Below are 17,083 nucleotides of genomic sequence, written 5' to 3' on the forward strand. Positions count from 1 at the left end.
ATGTTGTCCTGTGTCGCCGCGTCCGATGCCGGTCGCCGCTACGGGCGCAGAATCCGCCAGTCCAGCTTCGCGCCCGTGACCCAGAGTTCCGCGATCTTTCCGATCTCGCCGGTCTCGACCAGCCGGCGCATGAACTCCTGACCGGCCTGGGTATCGCCGATATCGAGCTTGTCGCCCGCGCCGGCTTTGCTGGACCCGCGGTACACCTTGCGATGGTAGAAATCGTCCTTCTCCTCCAGGAAGCCCTTCAGCAACTCCTCGAATTCGTCGACCGAACGGGCCACGAAGGCCACCCGCTCCTGCATGCCGGTCCTGCCGGACTGCAGGGTGTGGGCGATACGCCGCAGCGTGTCCGCACCGCGATCGATCCTGGCGAGGAAATCGGGATACGCCTGCAAGGTGGCGTGCAGGGTCTGCGCATTGCGCGCCGAGAACACCAGCAGCTGGGCGTTGTCGGCGTTATCCGAGTCATGACCGGAGGCAAGGTCGAGATACTCCTCGATGACCACGTGCGCGTTCACGCCGCCGAACCCGAAGCTGCTGACCCCGCCGATGCGGGTCTGCCCGGCCGGAACCTCCCACTCGACCGCTTGCTGCGCGACCCTGTACGGCGTGCGTTTGAGATCGATCAACGGACTGACCGTGTCGCAATGCAGACTCTTGGCGATCTTCTTGTGGCGGATCTGCAGGATGAGCTTGATCATGCCGACCACGCCCGCGCCGTACTCGAGGTGGCCGATGTTGGATTTGATGCTGCCGAGGTAACACGGAGCGGCGATCTGTTTTTCCGCGGCGGTATCGGCGTCGAGGAGTTCCTTCGCGACGCTCTTCAATCCGCTGATCTCGACCGGATCGCCGAGCTCGGTGCCGGTGCCGTGACATTCGATGTAGCCGACACGATGGAAGTCGATGCCGGCATCCTCGATGGCGCGCAGGATCACCGCGGCCTGCGCGTTGGGATTGGGCGCGGTAAGCGATGTCGTCCGTCCGCCGTGATTCTCGGCCGCGCCCTTGATTACCGCGTAAATATCGTCGCCATCGCGCTGGGCGGCTCTGAGCGACTTGAGCATCAACATACCGACGCCTTCGCCGCGCACATAACCGTTCGCTTTGTCGGAGAACGTCTTGCAGCGACCGTCTTCGCACAACATGCCGGACTTGGTGAAACTGATATACACATCCGGCGAGAGCAACGCGTTCACGCCACCGACGATCGCCACCCCGCAGTGCCCCGCACGGATGGCTTCGATGGCGCGATGCACCGCCACCAGCGAACTGCTGCAGGCCGTGTCGATAGGATTGCTGGGGCCGTGCCAATCCATGTGGTAACTGATCCGGTTCGGCCCCACCGAAGACAAGGTGCCGGTCACCGAATAGGCTTCGATGGGAAGGTGGCTCATCATGGTGGTGTAGCTGCTCGGGCCGCTGCCGACGTAGATGCCGGTGTTGGTGCCCTTGAGGCTGTCGCCGCCGTAGCCCGCGTCCTCGATGCATTCCCAGACCGATTGCATCATCAGCCTCTGTTCCGGGCTCATGTACATCGCTTCCGCCGGCGATATTCCGAAGAACAGCGGATCGAACTCCTTGATGCCGGGAATGAAGGAACCCCAGCGGCTGACACCCGTGTATTCACGCCAGTCCCAGCGGTCCGATGGGATCTCGCTGATCATGTCGCGCCCCTCATCGAGCATCCGCCAGAATTCATCCGGGTTGTTCGCGCCAGCGATACGGCAGCTCATGCCGACCACGGCGATGTCTTCATCGCGATAGCTGGACCGGTTCCGGTAGGCTTCGCGGAACCGGCGCGCGAACTGCGACACGGCAGCGCCGCCCGAAACCACCGGCTCATGCGCTGCCGGCTGCGGCGAGGCATTCGCCGGAATATTCGCCGAGCGAGCGGCGCCCTGCGCCCCATTAACCGCGAACTTCCTGATCATTTCCGCCGCATGATTCTCGGCGAGGAACTGGCTGAAGCGCAGCAAGTTCGAAGCCTCGAACATCGCCGTCGGCATGAGATTCAGATCGTAGACGTTGTTCAGATGCGAGACGAAGCTCGAGATGAGAATCGAATCGAAGCCGAAGTTGGTCCAGTCTTCAGTCTCGTTGATCTGGTTGGGCTTCATTTTCAGATGCTGCGCAGCCTGCAGGCGCATCTCCTGCAGGATCTCGCGCTGCAGCTTGTCGAGTTCGGCCGAAGATTGCTGCGGCCGCACGTCCACCGCCACGGCCTTCGGGGGTGCGAACAGGGCCGCATGCGCATTCTTCTGACCGTAAAGCGGCAGCAGGTTGGCGTGCGGCGAGGCAATGGCCAGACGCAGCGCCTTCAGGCCTTCCGCGCTCGGCAACGGCTTGATCGCATAAGTCCGGGCGAGGGTCTCGCGGCTGGCGTCGTCGATCCGCATCGCGCCTTCTTCCCACAGCGGCCAGTTGATGGCGAGCGAACGCCCGCGCGCCTGCTGTGCGCGCACGCGCGTCGAGCGCGCTTCGATGTACGCGTCCATGTAGCCGTTCGCGGCCGCGTAGTCGAACTGCCCGGCGTTGCCGAGCGCGCCGGCCACGGACGAGAATGCGATGAACAACTCAAGCGGGCAGCCGGCCGTGGCGCGATCGAGGTTCTCGATGCCCTGCACCTTCGGCGCGAATACTCTGTCGATGGCATCGGTGGTCTTGTGGATCACCAAGGCGTCGTCGATGAGCCCCGCCGCGTGCAGCACGACATCGATTCCGGGATGTTCGGCGACGATCTTTTCGACCTCATCGAGCCGCGCGATGTCGCAGCCGCGATGAATCACGTTCGCGCCCAATGCCCGCAGCGCTTCGATGCGCGCCGTCTCGGCCTCGTTCGGCGTGCGCCGGCCCAGCAGAATCAGGGTGCTGCCCGTCGTGCGTTCGGCGATATCCTGTGCGACCAGCAAACCCAGCGCGCCCAGTCCGCCGCTGATCAGCGCGGTGGTGCCGTCGCGCCAGGCGAACTCGCTGCCGATATCGGCGTCGGCATCCTCATAGGACAGCGCCACATACGCGTCCGCGGACTTGAGGCGCACATCGATCTGCGAATGTTCGATCGACACCGTCTTCAACGCCGCCCAGAGCCCGCGCGCGGCGTGGTCGCGCTCGGTCACATGCAGTTCGAGCGCCGAACGGGTGTGCTTGTCCACTGCGAGCGACTGCGCCGCCGCCAGCACCGCTTTGGCCGTCGCGACATAGTCGCCGCTCGCCTCCACCACATGCACCGCCCGATCATCGGCGTGCGGCGGCGTTACGTTTTTCCAGACCGGCCGATGGAAGCTCAAGCGGTCCTGCCTGGCGTTCAGATCGATCTCGCGGCTCTGGAATCCTTCGATGATCACCCGGACGTTGCCGCGCTCATCGGCGGCGACATAGTGCATACCGTCGGGGCGCTGACGGATATGAACGATCATCGTGTCCGTCAGCGCACCGACGACCAATGTGTTGATCACCGCGAACGGCACGACGTTCGCTTCCGGATTATCGACCAGCGCGAGACCGCTCTGGATGATGCTGTCGAGCGCACCCGCGTCCATTACCATGCCGCGCGCAGACGAGCCCGGCAGGCGGATCGTGGCCAGACCCTCGCCCTTGCCGTCGAGGAAAATCTCCTCGACGCCCCGATGGGACGGGCCCAGCTCGACGCCGCGATTCCTGTAGGTCTGGTAGAACGCCGATTTCGTCGGGCCGGGACGTGTGATTTCAGCGCGCAGCCGGGCGATATCCAGCTCCGGAGCATAGCCTTTGCTGGCCAGGCATTCGGACGTCTTCTGCACCGATACACGGGTCTGGAAATGCACTCCCTGCTCGGTGCTCACTTCGACGCCGAACTGACCCGCGCCGCCCGGATACACGCGCACGGTGACCGTTCGCTTGCCCTTCACCGTCAACGCATTGACGAAAACGCTATCGCTCAGCACGAGCATGGCGTCGTCGCCCGCAGGCGCCGACGCCGCGACCGCGGCGCGGGCGATCTCGAGATAGGCCATGCCCGGCAGGATCTTCTGCCCCTGGATGATGTGGTCGGCAAGAAACGGCTCGGTGCCGTCGAACACAGAGCGGAACTCGCCGACGGGATAGTCGTTGCTTGCGCTCGTCGATGCCGCGGTCTTCATGAGCTCACCGCCATTGAAAGTCGCGCACGCTCGCTCGTCGCGATGCTCGACGGTGGCGGCACCAGGGCGCGCAGGTAGAAATTAGTGATCTTCACCAGCGTTTCGCCGCTTTCGCTGAGGATATGTACGTTGAACACCAGGGCGCCCCTGCCCTCGCCGGCGTCGTCGCCGGACCGCTCCACCAGCGCGACGCATCGCGGCGTCAGGCTGCCGAGGATTTCGATCTCGTCGATCGCGAACGGCAGATGCGGCACGCCGCCGTCTTCCGCGGCCAGCAGCGCCACTACCGTCTGCAACGCACCGTCGATCAGGCACGGATGCAGCACGTACTGCTCGAAATCCTTCGTCAACGAGGGCGCCAGCACGAGCTTGGCCAAGGCGCAGCCGTTGCCGATCGCGACCTCGTCGATCACCCGGAAGGTCTGGCCATAGTCGAACCCGAGGCGCTGAAACAGCTCGTAGTAACGTTCGCCGGCATGGCTTTCGCCGCAGCGCTGACGCCATTGCGGCAGCGACTCGCGCGACGACGACTCGGGCCCGCTGCGATCGTCGAAGAGCGCGCGGCCTTCACAATGCAGGACGCTCTCATGATCGTCATCGACCGTGGTCACGGCGAATTCCACGCTGTCGCCGGTCGCATTGCTCAGTCCGATTTTGAGATCCTGCCGCGGATCGGTCAGCGACAGCGGCTGAACCCAATAAATGTCCTTGAGCCGGCGTACGCGTCTTTTTCCGGCGACGGTCGCCGCAATACAGGCCATTTCGACGAAACCTGCGCCCGGGAACACGGCTTGGCCGTGGACCTTGTGATCTCGGGCGTAATACTGGTCCTCGACGAGAGCGGCATCGAAGCACACCCGCTCCAATGTCGAGGCATTGTGCGAGATGAGCGGATGCAGGCGCGGCGGCGTGCTCGCCGGTGCGGCCTCCATCGCGGTGAAGTCGACCGCCCAATGCCGGTCGCGCGCGAACGGATAGACCGGCGCGCCGGCCACGGGCCGCAACGGCGCGCCGTGCGGGCCTATTGCGTCGTGCAACCGCGGCCACTCGACCTTGCCGCCCTGCGTCCAGAACTCGGCCAGCCCGGCGAGATCGGCTTGCGCGCACAGCGTCTGCATGCGTTCGCGCTGCCCGCGCGCGGCGTAGCCGGCCTGGGCCTCGGGACTGCCCTGCCACAGCCGCGCCGTGCCGGAGAGGTTCGGATCGGCGTCGAGCCAGCGCTGCAGGGTCTGCCGCAGTTGCTGCGCGCTGTCGGCGATCAGGGCCAGCCGCTGGGGCATCGCCTCGCGGCCGATCTGCGCGGTGCGGCACAGCGCCGCGAGATCGCAGCCAGGATCGAGCGCGAGGAAATCGACGTACCGATAAGCGTATTCGCGCAGGCGTTCGACGTTCATGGCCGAAAGCACGAACAGATGTCCGCCCGCGCCGGCGATGGGTGCATCGGCTTGCGCGGACGCCACCGATTCGGGCGCCACATATTCCTCCAGCACCGCGCAGGCGTTGACGCCGCCGGCGCCGAACGCGTTGATCAAGGCCCGGCGCGGAACGCCCGCCGTGGTCTCCCACGCGCCCAGGCTAGCCTGCAGGACGCACGGCGAGTGGGCGAAATCGATGTCGGGATTCACGACCTGCGCATGGATGCTGGGCGCGATCTGCTGGTGCTTGAACTGCATCAGGATCTTGGCGATGCCGGCGATGCTGGTCGCGGACTCGGCGTGGCCGATGTTGGCCTTCAGCGACGCCAGCGCGCAGAACCCCGTGTCGGCGGTCTGCAGTGCGAAAGCCTGGGTGATGGCGGCGACTTCCAGGCTGTCGCCCATTCGCGTGCCGGTGCCATGGCCTTCGATGAAACCGATGCTGCGCGCCGGCACGCCGGCCTGGGCCAGCGCCTGCGCGATGACCTGCGCTTGCGCGTTCGGGTTGGGCGTGGCGTAGCCGCTGGAGCGGCCGCTGTGGTCGTAGGCGCTGCCGCGGATCACGCCGTAGATCCTGTCGCCGTCGCGCTCGGCCAGACGCAGCGGTTTAAGCACCAGCGTGCCCACGCCTTCGCCCGGGATGAAGCCATCGTCGCCCGCGCCGTAGCTGCGACAGGCGTCGCCGACCGCGAGCATCCGGCGATGGCAGAACGACTGGTACTTGGCCGGATGCAGATACAGGTTGACGCCGCCGGCGAGCGCGAGCTGGCACTCGCCGCGCCGCAGGCTCTCGCAGGCCAGATGCACCGCGACCAGCGACGACGAACACGCGGTGTCGACGGGCAGGCTCGGACCCTGCAGATCCAGGGCGTAGGACACGCGGTTGGCGATCGACCAGGGCATCGCGCCGGGCGTGACCATGCGGCCGCGCTGCCAGGCCTCGGGGGCCAGCAACTGATAGGAGTTGGTGGTCACGCCCACGAACACGCCGACATCGGCGCTCTTGCCTTTCGGGTAGCGCTGCTTCAGGCGTTCGCGCGTGTAGCCGGCATCTTCGATCGCGGACCAGGCGGACTGCAGGAAGCGGCGCTCCTGCGGGTCGATGATGTCCGCCTCGGCATCGGCGATGTTGAAGAAGCCGGCGTCGAACTTGTCGAAGTCCTCCAGGAAGCCGCCGCGCTTGCAATAGATCTTGCCGCGCTCGGACTGCGCGGGATCGGGATCGTAGAACGACGACGCATCCCAGCGGTTTTCGGGCACGTCCTCGATGAGATCCGTGCCGGCGCGCAGATGCGCCCACAGCGCGTCCATATCGTCGGCCTGCGGGAACGAGGCATGCACGCCGATGATGGCGATCGGCTCGGCGTGTATGTGCGCATCCGGCGCGGGTGCGGCAACTGCCGCCGGTTGCGGCCGCATAGCGGTGGATGCGGCGATTGATGGCGTGGCATCCGTCGCGGATTGCGCAGCGTCGGCGACGCCTTGTGTCGCGCCCTCGCCCGCCAGCTTCGCGGTCAACGCGGCCGCCGCGTGTTCGACGAGATACGCGGCCAGCTCGGCGACGGTCTCGTACTCGTACATCAGGGTCTTCGGCAGATCGCCGAGGTCGTGTTCCAAGGCCGCATTGAGGCGTCCGATCATGATCGAGTCGAAGCCGAACGCCTCGAAGCGTTCTTCGATATCGATCCGGTCGGCCGGAATCCTGGTTTCGGCATGGACCAGCTCGCACAGATAGGCGCGGGTCCGCGCCAGCAGGACGTCGCGGTCGATCGTCGCTGCGCCGGCCTGCGCGGCGGCGATGGCGCTGCTGGACGGGTCGCAATAGGCCGCGATCTTCGAGGGATGGCCGTACAGCGCCAGCGCCCGCGCAAGACCGGAACGCAGCAGCACGTCCCAGTAATCCAAGCCGATCCGTGTCGGCAGCGCGCACAGCCCGGTCCGCTCCTCGGTGCGCTGCAGATCGGCCTCGGACAGTTGCATGCCACCGGCCTGCCAGTACGGCCAGCCGATCGACAGGGTCCTGCCGTAACGCGCACGGCGCGCCCGCGCGGCTTCGCGATGATCGGCGAACGCATCCATGAAAGCGTTGGCATAGGCGTAGTCGGTCTGGCCGACGTTGCCGAAGCTGCCGGCACCCGACGAGAACAGCACGAACAAGTCCAGCGGCTCGTCGGTGGTGAACCGGTCCAGATGCACCGTGCCCTGCACCTTCGGCGCCAGCACCCGGCGGAACTGCGCGCGGTCCTTGCGGATCAGCAGCGCATCGTCGTTGACTCCGGCGCTATGCAGCACGCCGTTCAGCGCGCCGAAGCGCGCCTTGACGTCCGCGATCAGCGTGCGCGTGGGCTCCGCCTCGGCGATGTCCGCCTGCAGATACACCGCTTCCGCGCCGAGCGCACGCAGTTCTTCCAGCACTTCCTCGACCCGCTCGTCCAGCGCCGAGCGCCCGCAGATCGCCAGCCTGGCGCGATAGTGTTCGGCCAGATGGCGCGCGAACACGATGCCCAGGCCGCCCAGGCCGCCGGTGATGAGATACGTCCCGCCGTGCTTGAGCGGCATCGGTCCCGCCGGCACGCGTTCGGGCGACTGCAGCGCCAGCGTACGCACCGAGCGCCGACCCGGGGCGGCGCCGCGCGTCCGGTAGCGGACTTCGGTTTCGCGCTGCGGCGCGGTCTGCAGTTCGTCGAGGAGCGCGGTGACGGTGTCGATGACGCTGGTCGCCGGATCGATGCCGTCGTGCTCGATCGACAGCACGCGACCGTGATAGCGGTTGTTCTCCAGCGCGAGCGAGCGGTAGAAGGCCGCCAAGGCTTCGCACGGCGCGCTGTTCGTCCCGGCGCCGGCGTGGAAGAACGACACGAACGCGCACGGCGCCTGCCGCGCGCCGGCACCGGCCAGCGCCCTGCACAATCCGAACAGCGGGTCGATACCCGCGTGCAGGGCGTGTTCGATGGCCTCGCCCGCCGCCGGGTTCGCCTGCCCGTCGGCGTGCGCCGACAGGCGCGCGGCGTTCGCGTTGTGGATCACCCGGGTCGGCATGCGGCCCTGGCTCCTCAGTGTCTCCAGCAGCGCTTCGAAATGATGCGCCTGCGCGGCGTCCACGCAGAAGTGATCGGCGGCGTCCTGCCGGAAGGCATCGCCAAGACGCACGAGCACAATGGTCTTCAGCGGCGACGCGGTGTGCAGGCGCGCCTTGATCTGCTCGAACAATTGATCGTCGGTGTCGATGATCAGCAGCGCGTCGTCGGGTCCGAAGGCGGCGCGCGGCGCGGGCAGCGCGGCGTCGCGCCAGACCGGCGCATAGCAGGTCGATCGTTTCTCTTCGCCGCTGTCCGCAAGCAGCGGCGCGGGCGCGGATGGCGTTGCGGTGGGCGCAGGCTGGAGGGCCGGGGCCGCCTGTGGCCAGTAGCGTTCCTTAGCGAAAGGATAGCCCGGCAGACCGTGAAGCCGCTGCGGCGGGTAGTCCGCGTAGAACGACGGCCATTCGATCTTCGCGCCCTGCGCCCAAAGCGCGGCGAGCGCGGCGGACTGACGCAGGCCGTCGCGCAGCAGCGCATCGGCGGCATCTTCGCTCGGAATCACGGTGTCCTGCGCGCGCGACACCGTGCCGCGATGGCAGGTCCCGCCGCCGGAAGTCGACACGAATTCGCGCAGCTGCGTCCGCAGTTCGGAAACGCTGTCGGCGACCCATGCGCAGCGCTCGCGCATCGGGTCGCGCCCAATCTGCAACGTGTACGCCAGATCGCGCAAGGCGACCTCCGCGTCGCTGCGATCGGGCTCATCCGCCGCATTCTTGTCGAGGAACGCGAGCAGATCCTGCGCCATGGCCATGAGCTGCGCGGCGGTGCGCGCGGACAGCGGGACTATGCAGGACGGCGATGCCTCCATCGGCGCGGCCGCGCCCCGCGAACGCAGCGCGGGCACGTACTCTTCGATGACCACATGGGCGTTGGTGCCGCTGAAGCCGAACGCGCTGACCGCCGCGCGCCGCTTGCGTCCCGCCACCGAAGGCCAGTCGTGACGCGTCCGGCTGACGTAGAACGGCGAGGCGGCGAAATCGAACAGCGCGTTCTCCTGCCTGAGATTCACGTTCGGGGCCAGGGCCTTGTTGCGCAGGCTCAGCAGCACCTTGTGCACGCCCGCGACGCCGGCCGCGCCGGAGGTGTGGCCGAGATTGGTCTTGATCGCGCCCAGCGCGCAGGCGTTCTTCCTGCCGCCGTGCTCCTTGAATACGGTCGACAGCGCTTCCAGCTCGATCGGGTCGCCGAGCTTGGTTCCGGTGCCGTGGGTTTCCACGTAGTCGATCGACGACGCGTCGATCTCGTAGCGGCGGTAGATGTCGCGCAGCAGTTCGATCTGGCTGTTGACGCTGGGCGCGGTGATGCCGTTGGTCTTGCCGTCCTGGTTGATGCCCGATCCGATGATCACGCCGTGGATGCGGTCGCCGTCGCGCTCGGCGTCGCTCAGGCGCTTGAGCACGAGCGTGCCCACGCCTTCGCCCGGCACGAAGCCGTCCGCGCCGTTGTCGAAGGTCTTGCACTGGCCGTCGCTCGCCAGCATGCCCGCGCGGCACATGCCCAGATAGGACTCGGCAATCAGGTACAGGCTCACGCCGCCGGCGAGGCCGATGTCGATTTCGTGGTTCAGCAGCGCCTGGCAGGCCAGATGGGTCGCTACCAGCGACGACGAGCACGCGGTGTCGATGGGGATCGCCGGCCCCTTCAGATTCAGGTGATAGGCGATGCGCGCCGCGCCGATCGCGAAACTGTTGCTGGTCGTCTCGATGTTCTGCGGATTGCTCTTCGCCAGCAGGAACGAATAGTCGCTGCTCATGATGCCCATGTAGACACCGCACTTGCGGTCGCTCAGCGCGGCGCTGGAATAACCGGCGTCCTGGAAAGCGCGATAGCTTTCCTGCATGAACAGCCGATGCTGCGGGTCCATGACCTCGGCTTCGGCCGGAGAGATCTGGAAGAACATCGGGTCGAAATGCTCGGCGCCGTCGAGCATGCCGAGCCATTTGCAGTACACCTTGCCCGGCTTGCCGGGCGTCGGGTCGTAGTACGCATCCACGTCCCAGCGTTCCGGCGGAATTTCGCGGATCGAGTTCCGACCCTCGGCCAGGTTGCTCCACAGCTGGTCGAGATCGTCGGCGCCGGGATAGCGTCCGGACATGCCGACGATGGCGATCTTCTCCTCGTTGCGCTGCGCTGCGGCCGCGGGCCGCGCTTGCGGCAGCGTCCGCACGGCGTGCGAACGGCGCTGCAGGACGATGCTGTCGCCAGCGGGCATCGGCATCGCTGGGCGCGGCGCGAACGACGCGGCGGCTGCGAACGATGAAGTCGCGGCCGGCCTCGGCGTTTCCCGCTGCGCGGTGGGCATTGCCGCGGATGCGGATTCAATACGCACGGATGCTTCGGGCGCGGGCGCGACCGGCTGCGGACGCGACGCCAGTTCGCCCTGAAGGAAACGGGCCAGCGCCTGGACGGTCGAATAGTCGTAGACCCGGGTCGCGGAAATCTCCAGACCGTAGGCCTTGTTGATCATCTTCACCCATTCCACGCCGACGATGGAGTCCAGCCCCAGATCGACGAACGAGCGCTCGTCGTCGATCGCGGCCTCGTCGAGGTACAGCGCTTGCGCGAGGCTCATGCGCAGCGAGCGCTTGAGCGCATCGTGGTCGACGCCGACGACGGCCTGTGCGACGGGCGTGGGCTGCGAAGCGGATGAGGCATGTTCAACGAGCGCGGGCGCAGCGAGGGCCGGCAAGGCCTGCACAACGCTCGCCGGGCGCGCGACGGCCCGCACGGGCGCCGCGGGCGCGGTGGACACCGCGGGCAACTGGCTTTCGACGAACGCGCTCAGCGCCGTGAGGTTGCTGTAGTCGTAGACGCGGGTCGCGCCGATGTCCAGGCCCAGGCCCTTGTTGATGTTCTTGACCCATTCCACCCCGACGATCGAATCCAGCCCCAGATCGACGAAGGGACGGTCGTCGTCGATAGTCGCTTCGTCGAGATACAGCGCCTGCGCCAGCGAATACTTGAGGAAGCCGAGGACGTCCCGCGCGGACGACGCGGCGTTCTGCGATGCGGTGTTCGGCGATATGTCGATCGACGGAGCAGCGTTCGCCTGCGCGCTCGTCCGGTTCGTCGCCAACGCAGCGGGCGTCGGCGCAATGGATGTCGTCGCATCCAGCATCGGCAGGCGCGAAGCGTTCGGCTTCGGCAGCGCACCGCCGACGATCGCGGGCACGGCGGCCGGTTCGGGCAGCACGATGGCACCGGGCTTTTCGAGCACGGGGGCGGCGGCGAACGCGGCCGGCGCCGCATCGATGTCGATCCTGTCGGCATCGGTCCGCGCTTCGGCCTGCATCGGCAGCAGCCGGCCACGGCCCTGCGCGTGCACGTATTCCTCTTCGGCTTCGCCGCTGAAGATATCGAAGTCGACACCGTCGTGCTCGCTCGATGGATACAGCGCGATGTGCAGAGCGGACGCGCCGTCGACCACGAACGGCGACGCGAAGCGCACTTCGCTCAGCTCGACCGCCGCGGCGGTCGGCGACACGCGCTTGGCGCAGGCGACAGCCACGCGCGCCATGTCCAGAAGCACCGACGACGGCAGCGGCGCGCCGGCGCCGCCGGAATGGCCGACGACGAACGGCTCGTCCGTCTGGAACAGCGATGAATAGCGCAGCTGATCGAGATCGGAGGTGTTTTCGTGCAGCAGCGGATGCAATGCGTTGCCGGCGGCCGCGCCCACCGCACCGGTCCGGGAAGCGGCGCCCGAAGCAATGACGTTGGAGAACATCCCCTTGACCGGGTCGATCCAGTATCTGTCCTTCGCGAACGGATAGGTCGGCAGGTGCATCCGGGTCGGCGCGTTCCTGCCGTGGAACTTGCGCCAGTCCAGATCGAATCCCTTCGCCCACAGCTCGGCCAGCTTGGCCAGCTTGCGCTGCGCGATCCATTTGTCGAGGGCCTCCTCGTAATCGGGATCGGCGGCGAACAGGCCGAGCATCTCGCGGTGCGCCTTCAAGTTGCCGCGATAGGCGCCGTCGGCCGCGGCATCGACCGCACCCGCCTTGACCCATGCGCGAAGCAGCTGCTGCAGCCGGGCCGCGGAATCGACGACGAACGCCAGTCGCTCTTCCATCGGCTCGCGCCCGACCTGCAGCGTGTACGCCAGCGAGGCATGATCGATCCGACGGCCCTCCTCCTCGGCGTCCTGCAGGAATGCCAGCAGGTTCCGGCCCTTGACGAGCAGTTGTTCGGACGTGCGCGCCGACAGCGGCACGATGGTCTGTACGCCCGGCAGCGTTGCATCCGCGGTATGGGCATGCGCAGCGCCGGAAGGTTCTTCGATGACGAAGTGCGCATTCGCGCCGCCGGCGCCGAACGACGACAAGCCGGCGATGCGCGGCATGCGCCTGCCATCGACCACGGGCGCGTCCCAGTCGCGCAGGGACTGGTTGACTTCGAACGGCGTGACCGCGAAATCGATATTGGGATTCAGCCGCTGCGAATGCAGCGATGGCGCGATCTGACGATGGCGCATCTGCAGGATGACCTTGGTCAGTCCGGCGATGCCCGCCGCCGATTCGCAATGACCGATGTTCGACTTCGCCGAACCGATCAGGCAGAAACCGGTGTCCGCGGTATGTTCGCGGAACGCCTTGCCTAGCGCCGCGATCTCGATCGGATCGCCTAGCTTCGTGCCGGTGCCGTGCGCTTCGATGTAGCTGATGTGGCGCGCATCGACGCCTGCGTCCTTCAGCGCGGCGGAGATCACCGCGGCCTGCGCCTGCGGATTCGGCACCGTGTAGCCGTTGGTCTTGCCGCCGTGGTTCAGCGCGCTGCCGCGGATCACCGCATGGATCGCATCGCCGTCGCGCTGCGCGTCGGACAGGCGCTTCAGCACCACCACGCCCACGCCTTCGCCCGGAATGTAGCCGTCGCCGCCTTCGCCGAAGCTCTGGCAGTGGCCGTCGCTGGAGATGAACTGCCCCGCGCTCAGCATGCTGTACTTGTCGGGATGGATGCTGAGATTGACGCCGCCGGCCAGCGCCATGTCGGTGCGGCCCAGCTTCAGATCCTGGCAGGCCAGGTGGATCGCGGTCAGCGACGACGAGCACATGGTGTCGAGCGTCATGCTCGGTCCGTGCAGGTTGAGCGCGTACGACACCCGGTTGGCGATACTGGCCAGGCTGCCCGAGCGGTTGTATTCGCCATACATCACGCCGGCGTAAACGCCCACCTGGCCAGGCAATGCATCGGCCTGCGGCATCCGCAGGCTCTTGCGCGAATAGCCGGCGTCCTCGATCGCCATCCACGCATGCTGCAGAAACAGACGCTCCTGCGGGTCGATGTACGGCGCCTCGCGCGGCGAGATGTTGAAGAACTGCGCGTCGAACTCGTCCGCGCCCTGAATGAAGCCGCCCCACTTGCTGTAGTGCCCGGGCTGTTCGCGGTCGCTGGTGTAGTAGTCCTGCCAGCGCCAGCGCGACTCGGGAATCTCGACCACGCAGTCCTTCCCGTCGCGCAGATTGCGCCAGTAGTCCTGCGGCGTTTCGGCTTCCGGATAACGGCCGCTGAGCCCGACGATGGCGATCGGCTCGGATGTCGTGCGCGCGGAAGGAGCGCGGCGCACCAGTCCATGGCTCTTGCCCCGCAGCGGCGGTTGGGTGTGCGGACGCGCTGCGGCGGATGCATGCCGTGGAACCGACGCGGTCTGCGCGGTGTTCGTTGCCGTCGTGTGCTCGACGGTCTGTACCAGCAGCGCCTGCAGCTCAGCTCGGTACGCCTGGGCGAGATGTTCGCCGAGCGCGGCGACCGTCTGGTATTCGAAGAACAGCGTCTTCGGCAACGGGCCGAGATGTTTTTCGAGCTGAGCGGTGAGGCTCATCGCCAGGATCGAATTGATGCCGTAGCTTTCCAGCGCTTCGTCGATATCGATCTGTGCCGGCGCGATCTTCAGCAGCGGCGCGAACTGTCTGCGCAGGAAATCGCGGACCAACAGCCGCAGATCGCCGCTGCCTGCGCCGGTGCCGACACCGGCATCGACGGAAGCGCCGACGGCGGAAGCATCGAAGAAAGGAGCATCGACGTCGCGCATCGCCGGCGCATGCACGGGCAGGCGTGCGGGCGCACGGCGCGGCACGACGGCCGGCGGCGCATCGAACAGACGGCGCAGCCGGAGGCCATCGCCTTCGACCGTCAGTACCTGCGCGTGCGCGGACGCCAACGCCCGGCGGAACACCGCGATGCCCGACGCGCTGCGCATCGGCAGCATGCCCGTCTGCGCCTGCAGCCAGCGCACGCCGTCGGCATCCGGACGCATGCCGCCCGCGTCCCACAGTGGCCAGTCGATCGCCAGCGTCCTGCCCGAACGCTGCCCTTGCGCGACCCGCGCCTGGCGGAAGTCCGCGAACGCATCGAGGAAACCGTTCGCGGCCGCGTAATCGGCCTGGCCGACGTTGCCGAACGCCGACACGCCGGACGAGAACAGCGCGAAGAAATCGAGATCCGCATCCGCGGTGGCGTCGTCGAGATGCCAAGTGCCGCGAACCTTGGGCGCGAGCACGGCGGCCACGTCGGCGGCGGTCTTCTTCAGGATCAGGTTATCGCTGCGCGCGCCGGCGCAGTGCAGCACGCCGCGCAGCGCACCGATGTCGGCGATCGCTTCGACGACGCGCCGGCACTGCGCGGCGTCATCCAGGTCGAGCTGTCGATAGTGCAGCCGATCGCCGAAGCCGTACGCGTCCAGCCGCGCGGCAATGTCGCGGTCCGGCGCCGAACGGCCGGTCAGCACGACCCGCGCACGCTGCGCATGGTCGAGGATGTCGCGCGCGAACACGCCGCCGAGGCCGCCGAGGCCGCCGGTGATCAGATAGACGCCGTCTTCCCGGTAGGGCGAGTCGCCGAGCTCGCCATGCGCATCGTGCGCGCCCACGGCCGTCTGCGGTAACAGCGTCCAGTCGAGGCTGCGCCATCCTTCCGCGGACGACAGCAGCGGCGAGCGCTGCGGCTGCGCGGCGGCTTCGGCCAGATCGGCGGCGAGCGTATCCGGCGTCGCCTGCGCCTGCACGACGACGAGCTGCGCGGTGAGCGCGGGATTCTCCAGCGCCGCCGTTCTGAGCATGCCGCCCAGGCCGGTCAGCAGCCGCCCTTCCGCGGTATCGGCGATCACGCACTGCAGCAGCGTCGTTTCGCCGCCGGTTCGCTTCAGCACGTCCTGCAGATGTTCGAACACCTGCAGCGCGATGGCCTCGTAGCGCAGCGCGGGATGCGTGGCTTCTGCCGCGGACAACGACTCGACCGCTCTCCCAGGACGCAGCGCCGACAGCGCCGCGGGATCGACGCCGGAATAATCGCAGAGCAGCACACGCACATGCGCGAACTCCAGCGCGCCGGTGTCGAGATTTTCCTCAGCGGCACGACTCGATGCGATACCGCGCGGACGCGGTTCGCTCCATCGCGGCACCGCGACCAGCGTTTCGATGGCGGAAGAGTCGTTCGTGGCGGCGGCGCCGGCGGCGAATCGGCGCGCGCAGAACCCGCGCATCTGCACGCAAACATTGCCGTTCGCGTCGCACAGATCCAGATCGAGGGTGATCTGCGCCGAATCGTCGGACGAGCTATCGGCGCGGCGCACGAACGCATGCAGCCGCTGCGCGCAGTCGCCGAGGATGCACAGCGATTCCATCGCGAAGGGCAGCATCGGATCGGCCGGCGGCGCGTCGCGCCCGCCCAGTCCGATCGCCGCTTGCAGCGCGCTGTCGATCAGCGACGGATGCAGGATGTAGGCGGCGTTGTCCTCGCCGGCAAGCGCGTCGGGTAGCGCCAGATCGGCCAGGACCTGGCCGTCGCCGCTGTCCAAGGCGACGATGCCGCGGTGCGCCGGGCCGTACTCGATGCCGATCCGCGCGTACTGCCGGTATACCGTGTCGGCGTCCCAGTGTTCGCGGCGCATCGCGTCGCGCAGTGCGGCCAGATCCAGCGGCGCTGCGACGCCGTCGCCTTCGAAACCGTATTGCCCGGGATCGTGGAAACGCACACGGCCGGACGCGTGGTCGGTGCGGTGCCCTGCCTCGGTTTCGCTGAACACGGTGAACCCGAGCAGGTCCTCGTCCGCATCGAGTTCGATCAGGATCGCGCGCTCGCCTTCGACCGCGAACGGCGACAGCCACAGCACGTTCTCGAACGCGATCAGCGAGGTGGTCGCAAGCTCCGGCACCGCATCGGCGACCGCCGCGCGCGCCATCTCCAGATAGGCGACGCCCGGCAGCACGCCGAAGGCGGCGCCCGACGGCATCCTGACCCGATGATCGCGCAGGAAGAATTCCTCCCCGGTCAGCTGCGTGCGGTAGCGCTGCCGGGTCAGGGTCGAGACATTGAGATGCAACAGCGGATGCAGGCGCGCAGGCGTCGCCCGGCGGCCGGAGAACTGCCGTATCAGCTCGAGCGCGTTGGCCTTGTCCAGCCGTCTGCTCTTCAGCTCGGAAACAATGTACTCGACGAAATCCACCATGCCATCCGTTCTCGTGTC

Annotated in this window: 2 protein-coding genes; both read right to left on the minus strand. The window is 67.3% G+C overall.

What is annotated here, in order from left to right; all coding sequences use genetic code 11:
• Nucleotides 1-38: 38 nt before the first annotated feature.
• Nucleotides 39-4,124 (minus strand): SDR family NAD(P)-dependent oxidoreductase, encoded by a 4,086-nt coding sequence (locus tag J7J50_RS13350; RefSeq protein ID WP_215058606.1) that lies wholly within the window; start codon nt 4,122-4,124, stop codon nt 39-41.
• The gene (locus tag J7J50_RS13355; RefSeq protein WP_215058607.1) at nt 4,121-17,065 is read right to left on the minus strand and encodes an SDR family NAD(P)-dependent oxidoreductase; all 12,945 of its coding nucleotides are present in this window, start codon (nt 17,063-17,065) and stop codon (nt 4,121-4,123) included. The genes J7J50_RS13350 and J7J50_RS13355 overlap by 4 nt, the downstream gene beginning before the upstream one ends.
• Nucleotides 17,066-17,083 lie beyond the last annotated feature (18 nt).

It is taken from the genome of Lysobacter sp. ISL-50 (assembly GCF_018612875.1).
GTDB lineage: Bacteria > Pseudomonadota > Gammaproteobacteria > Xanthomonadales > Xanthomonadaceae > Lysobacter.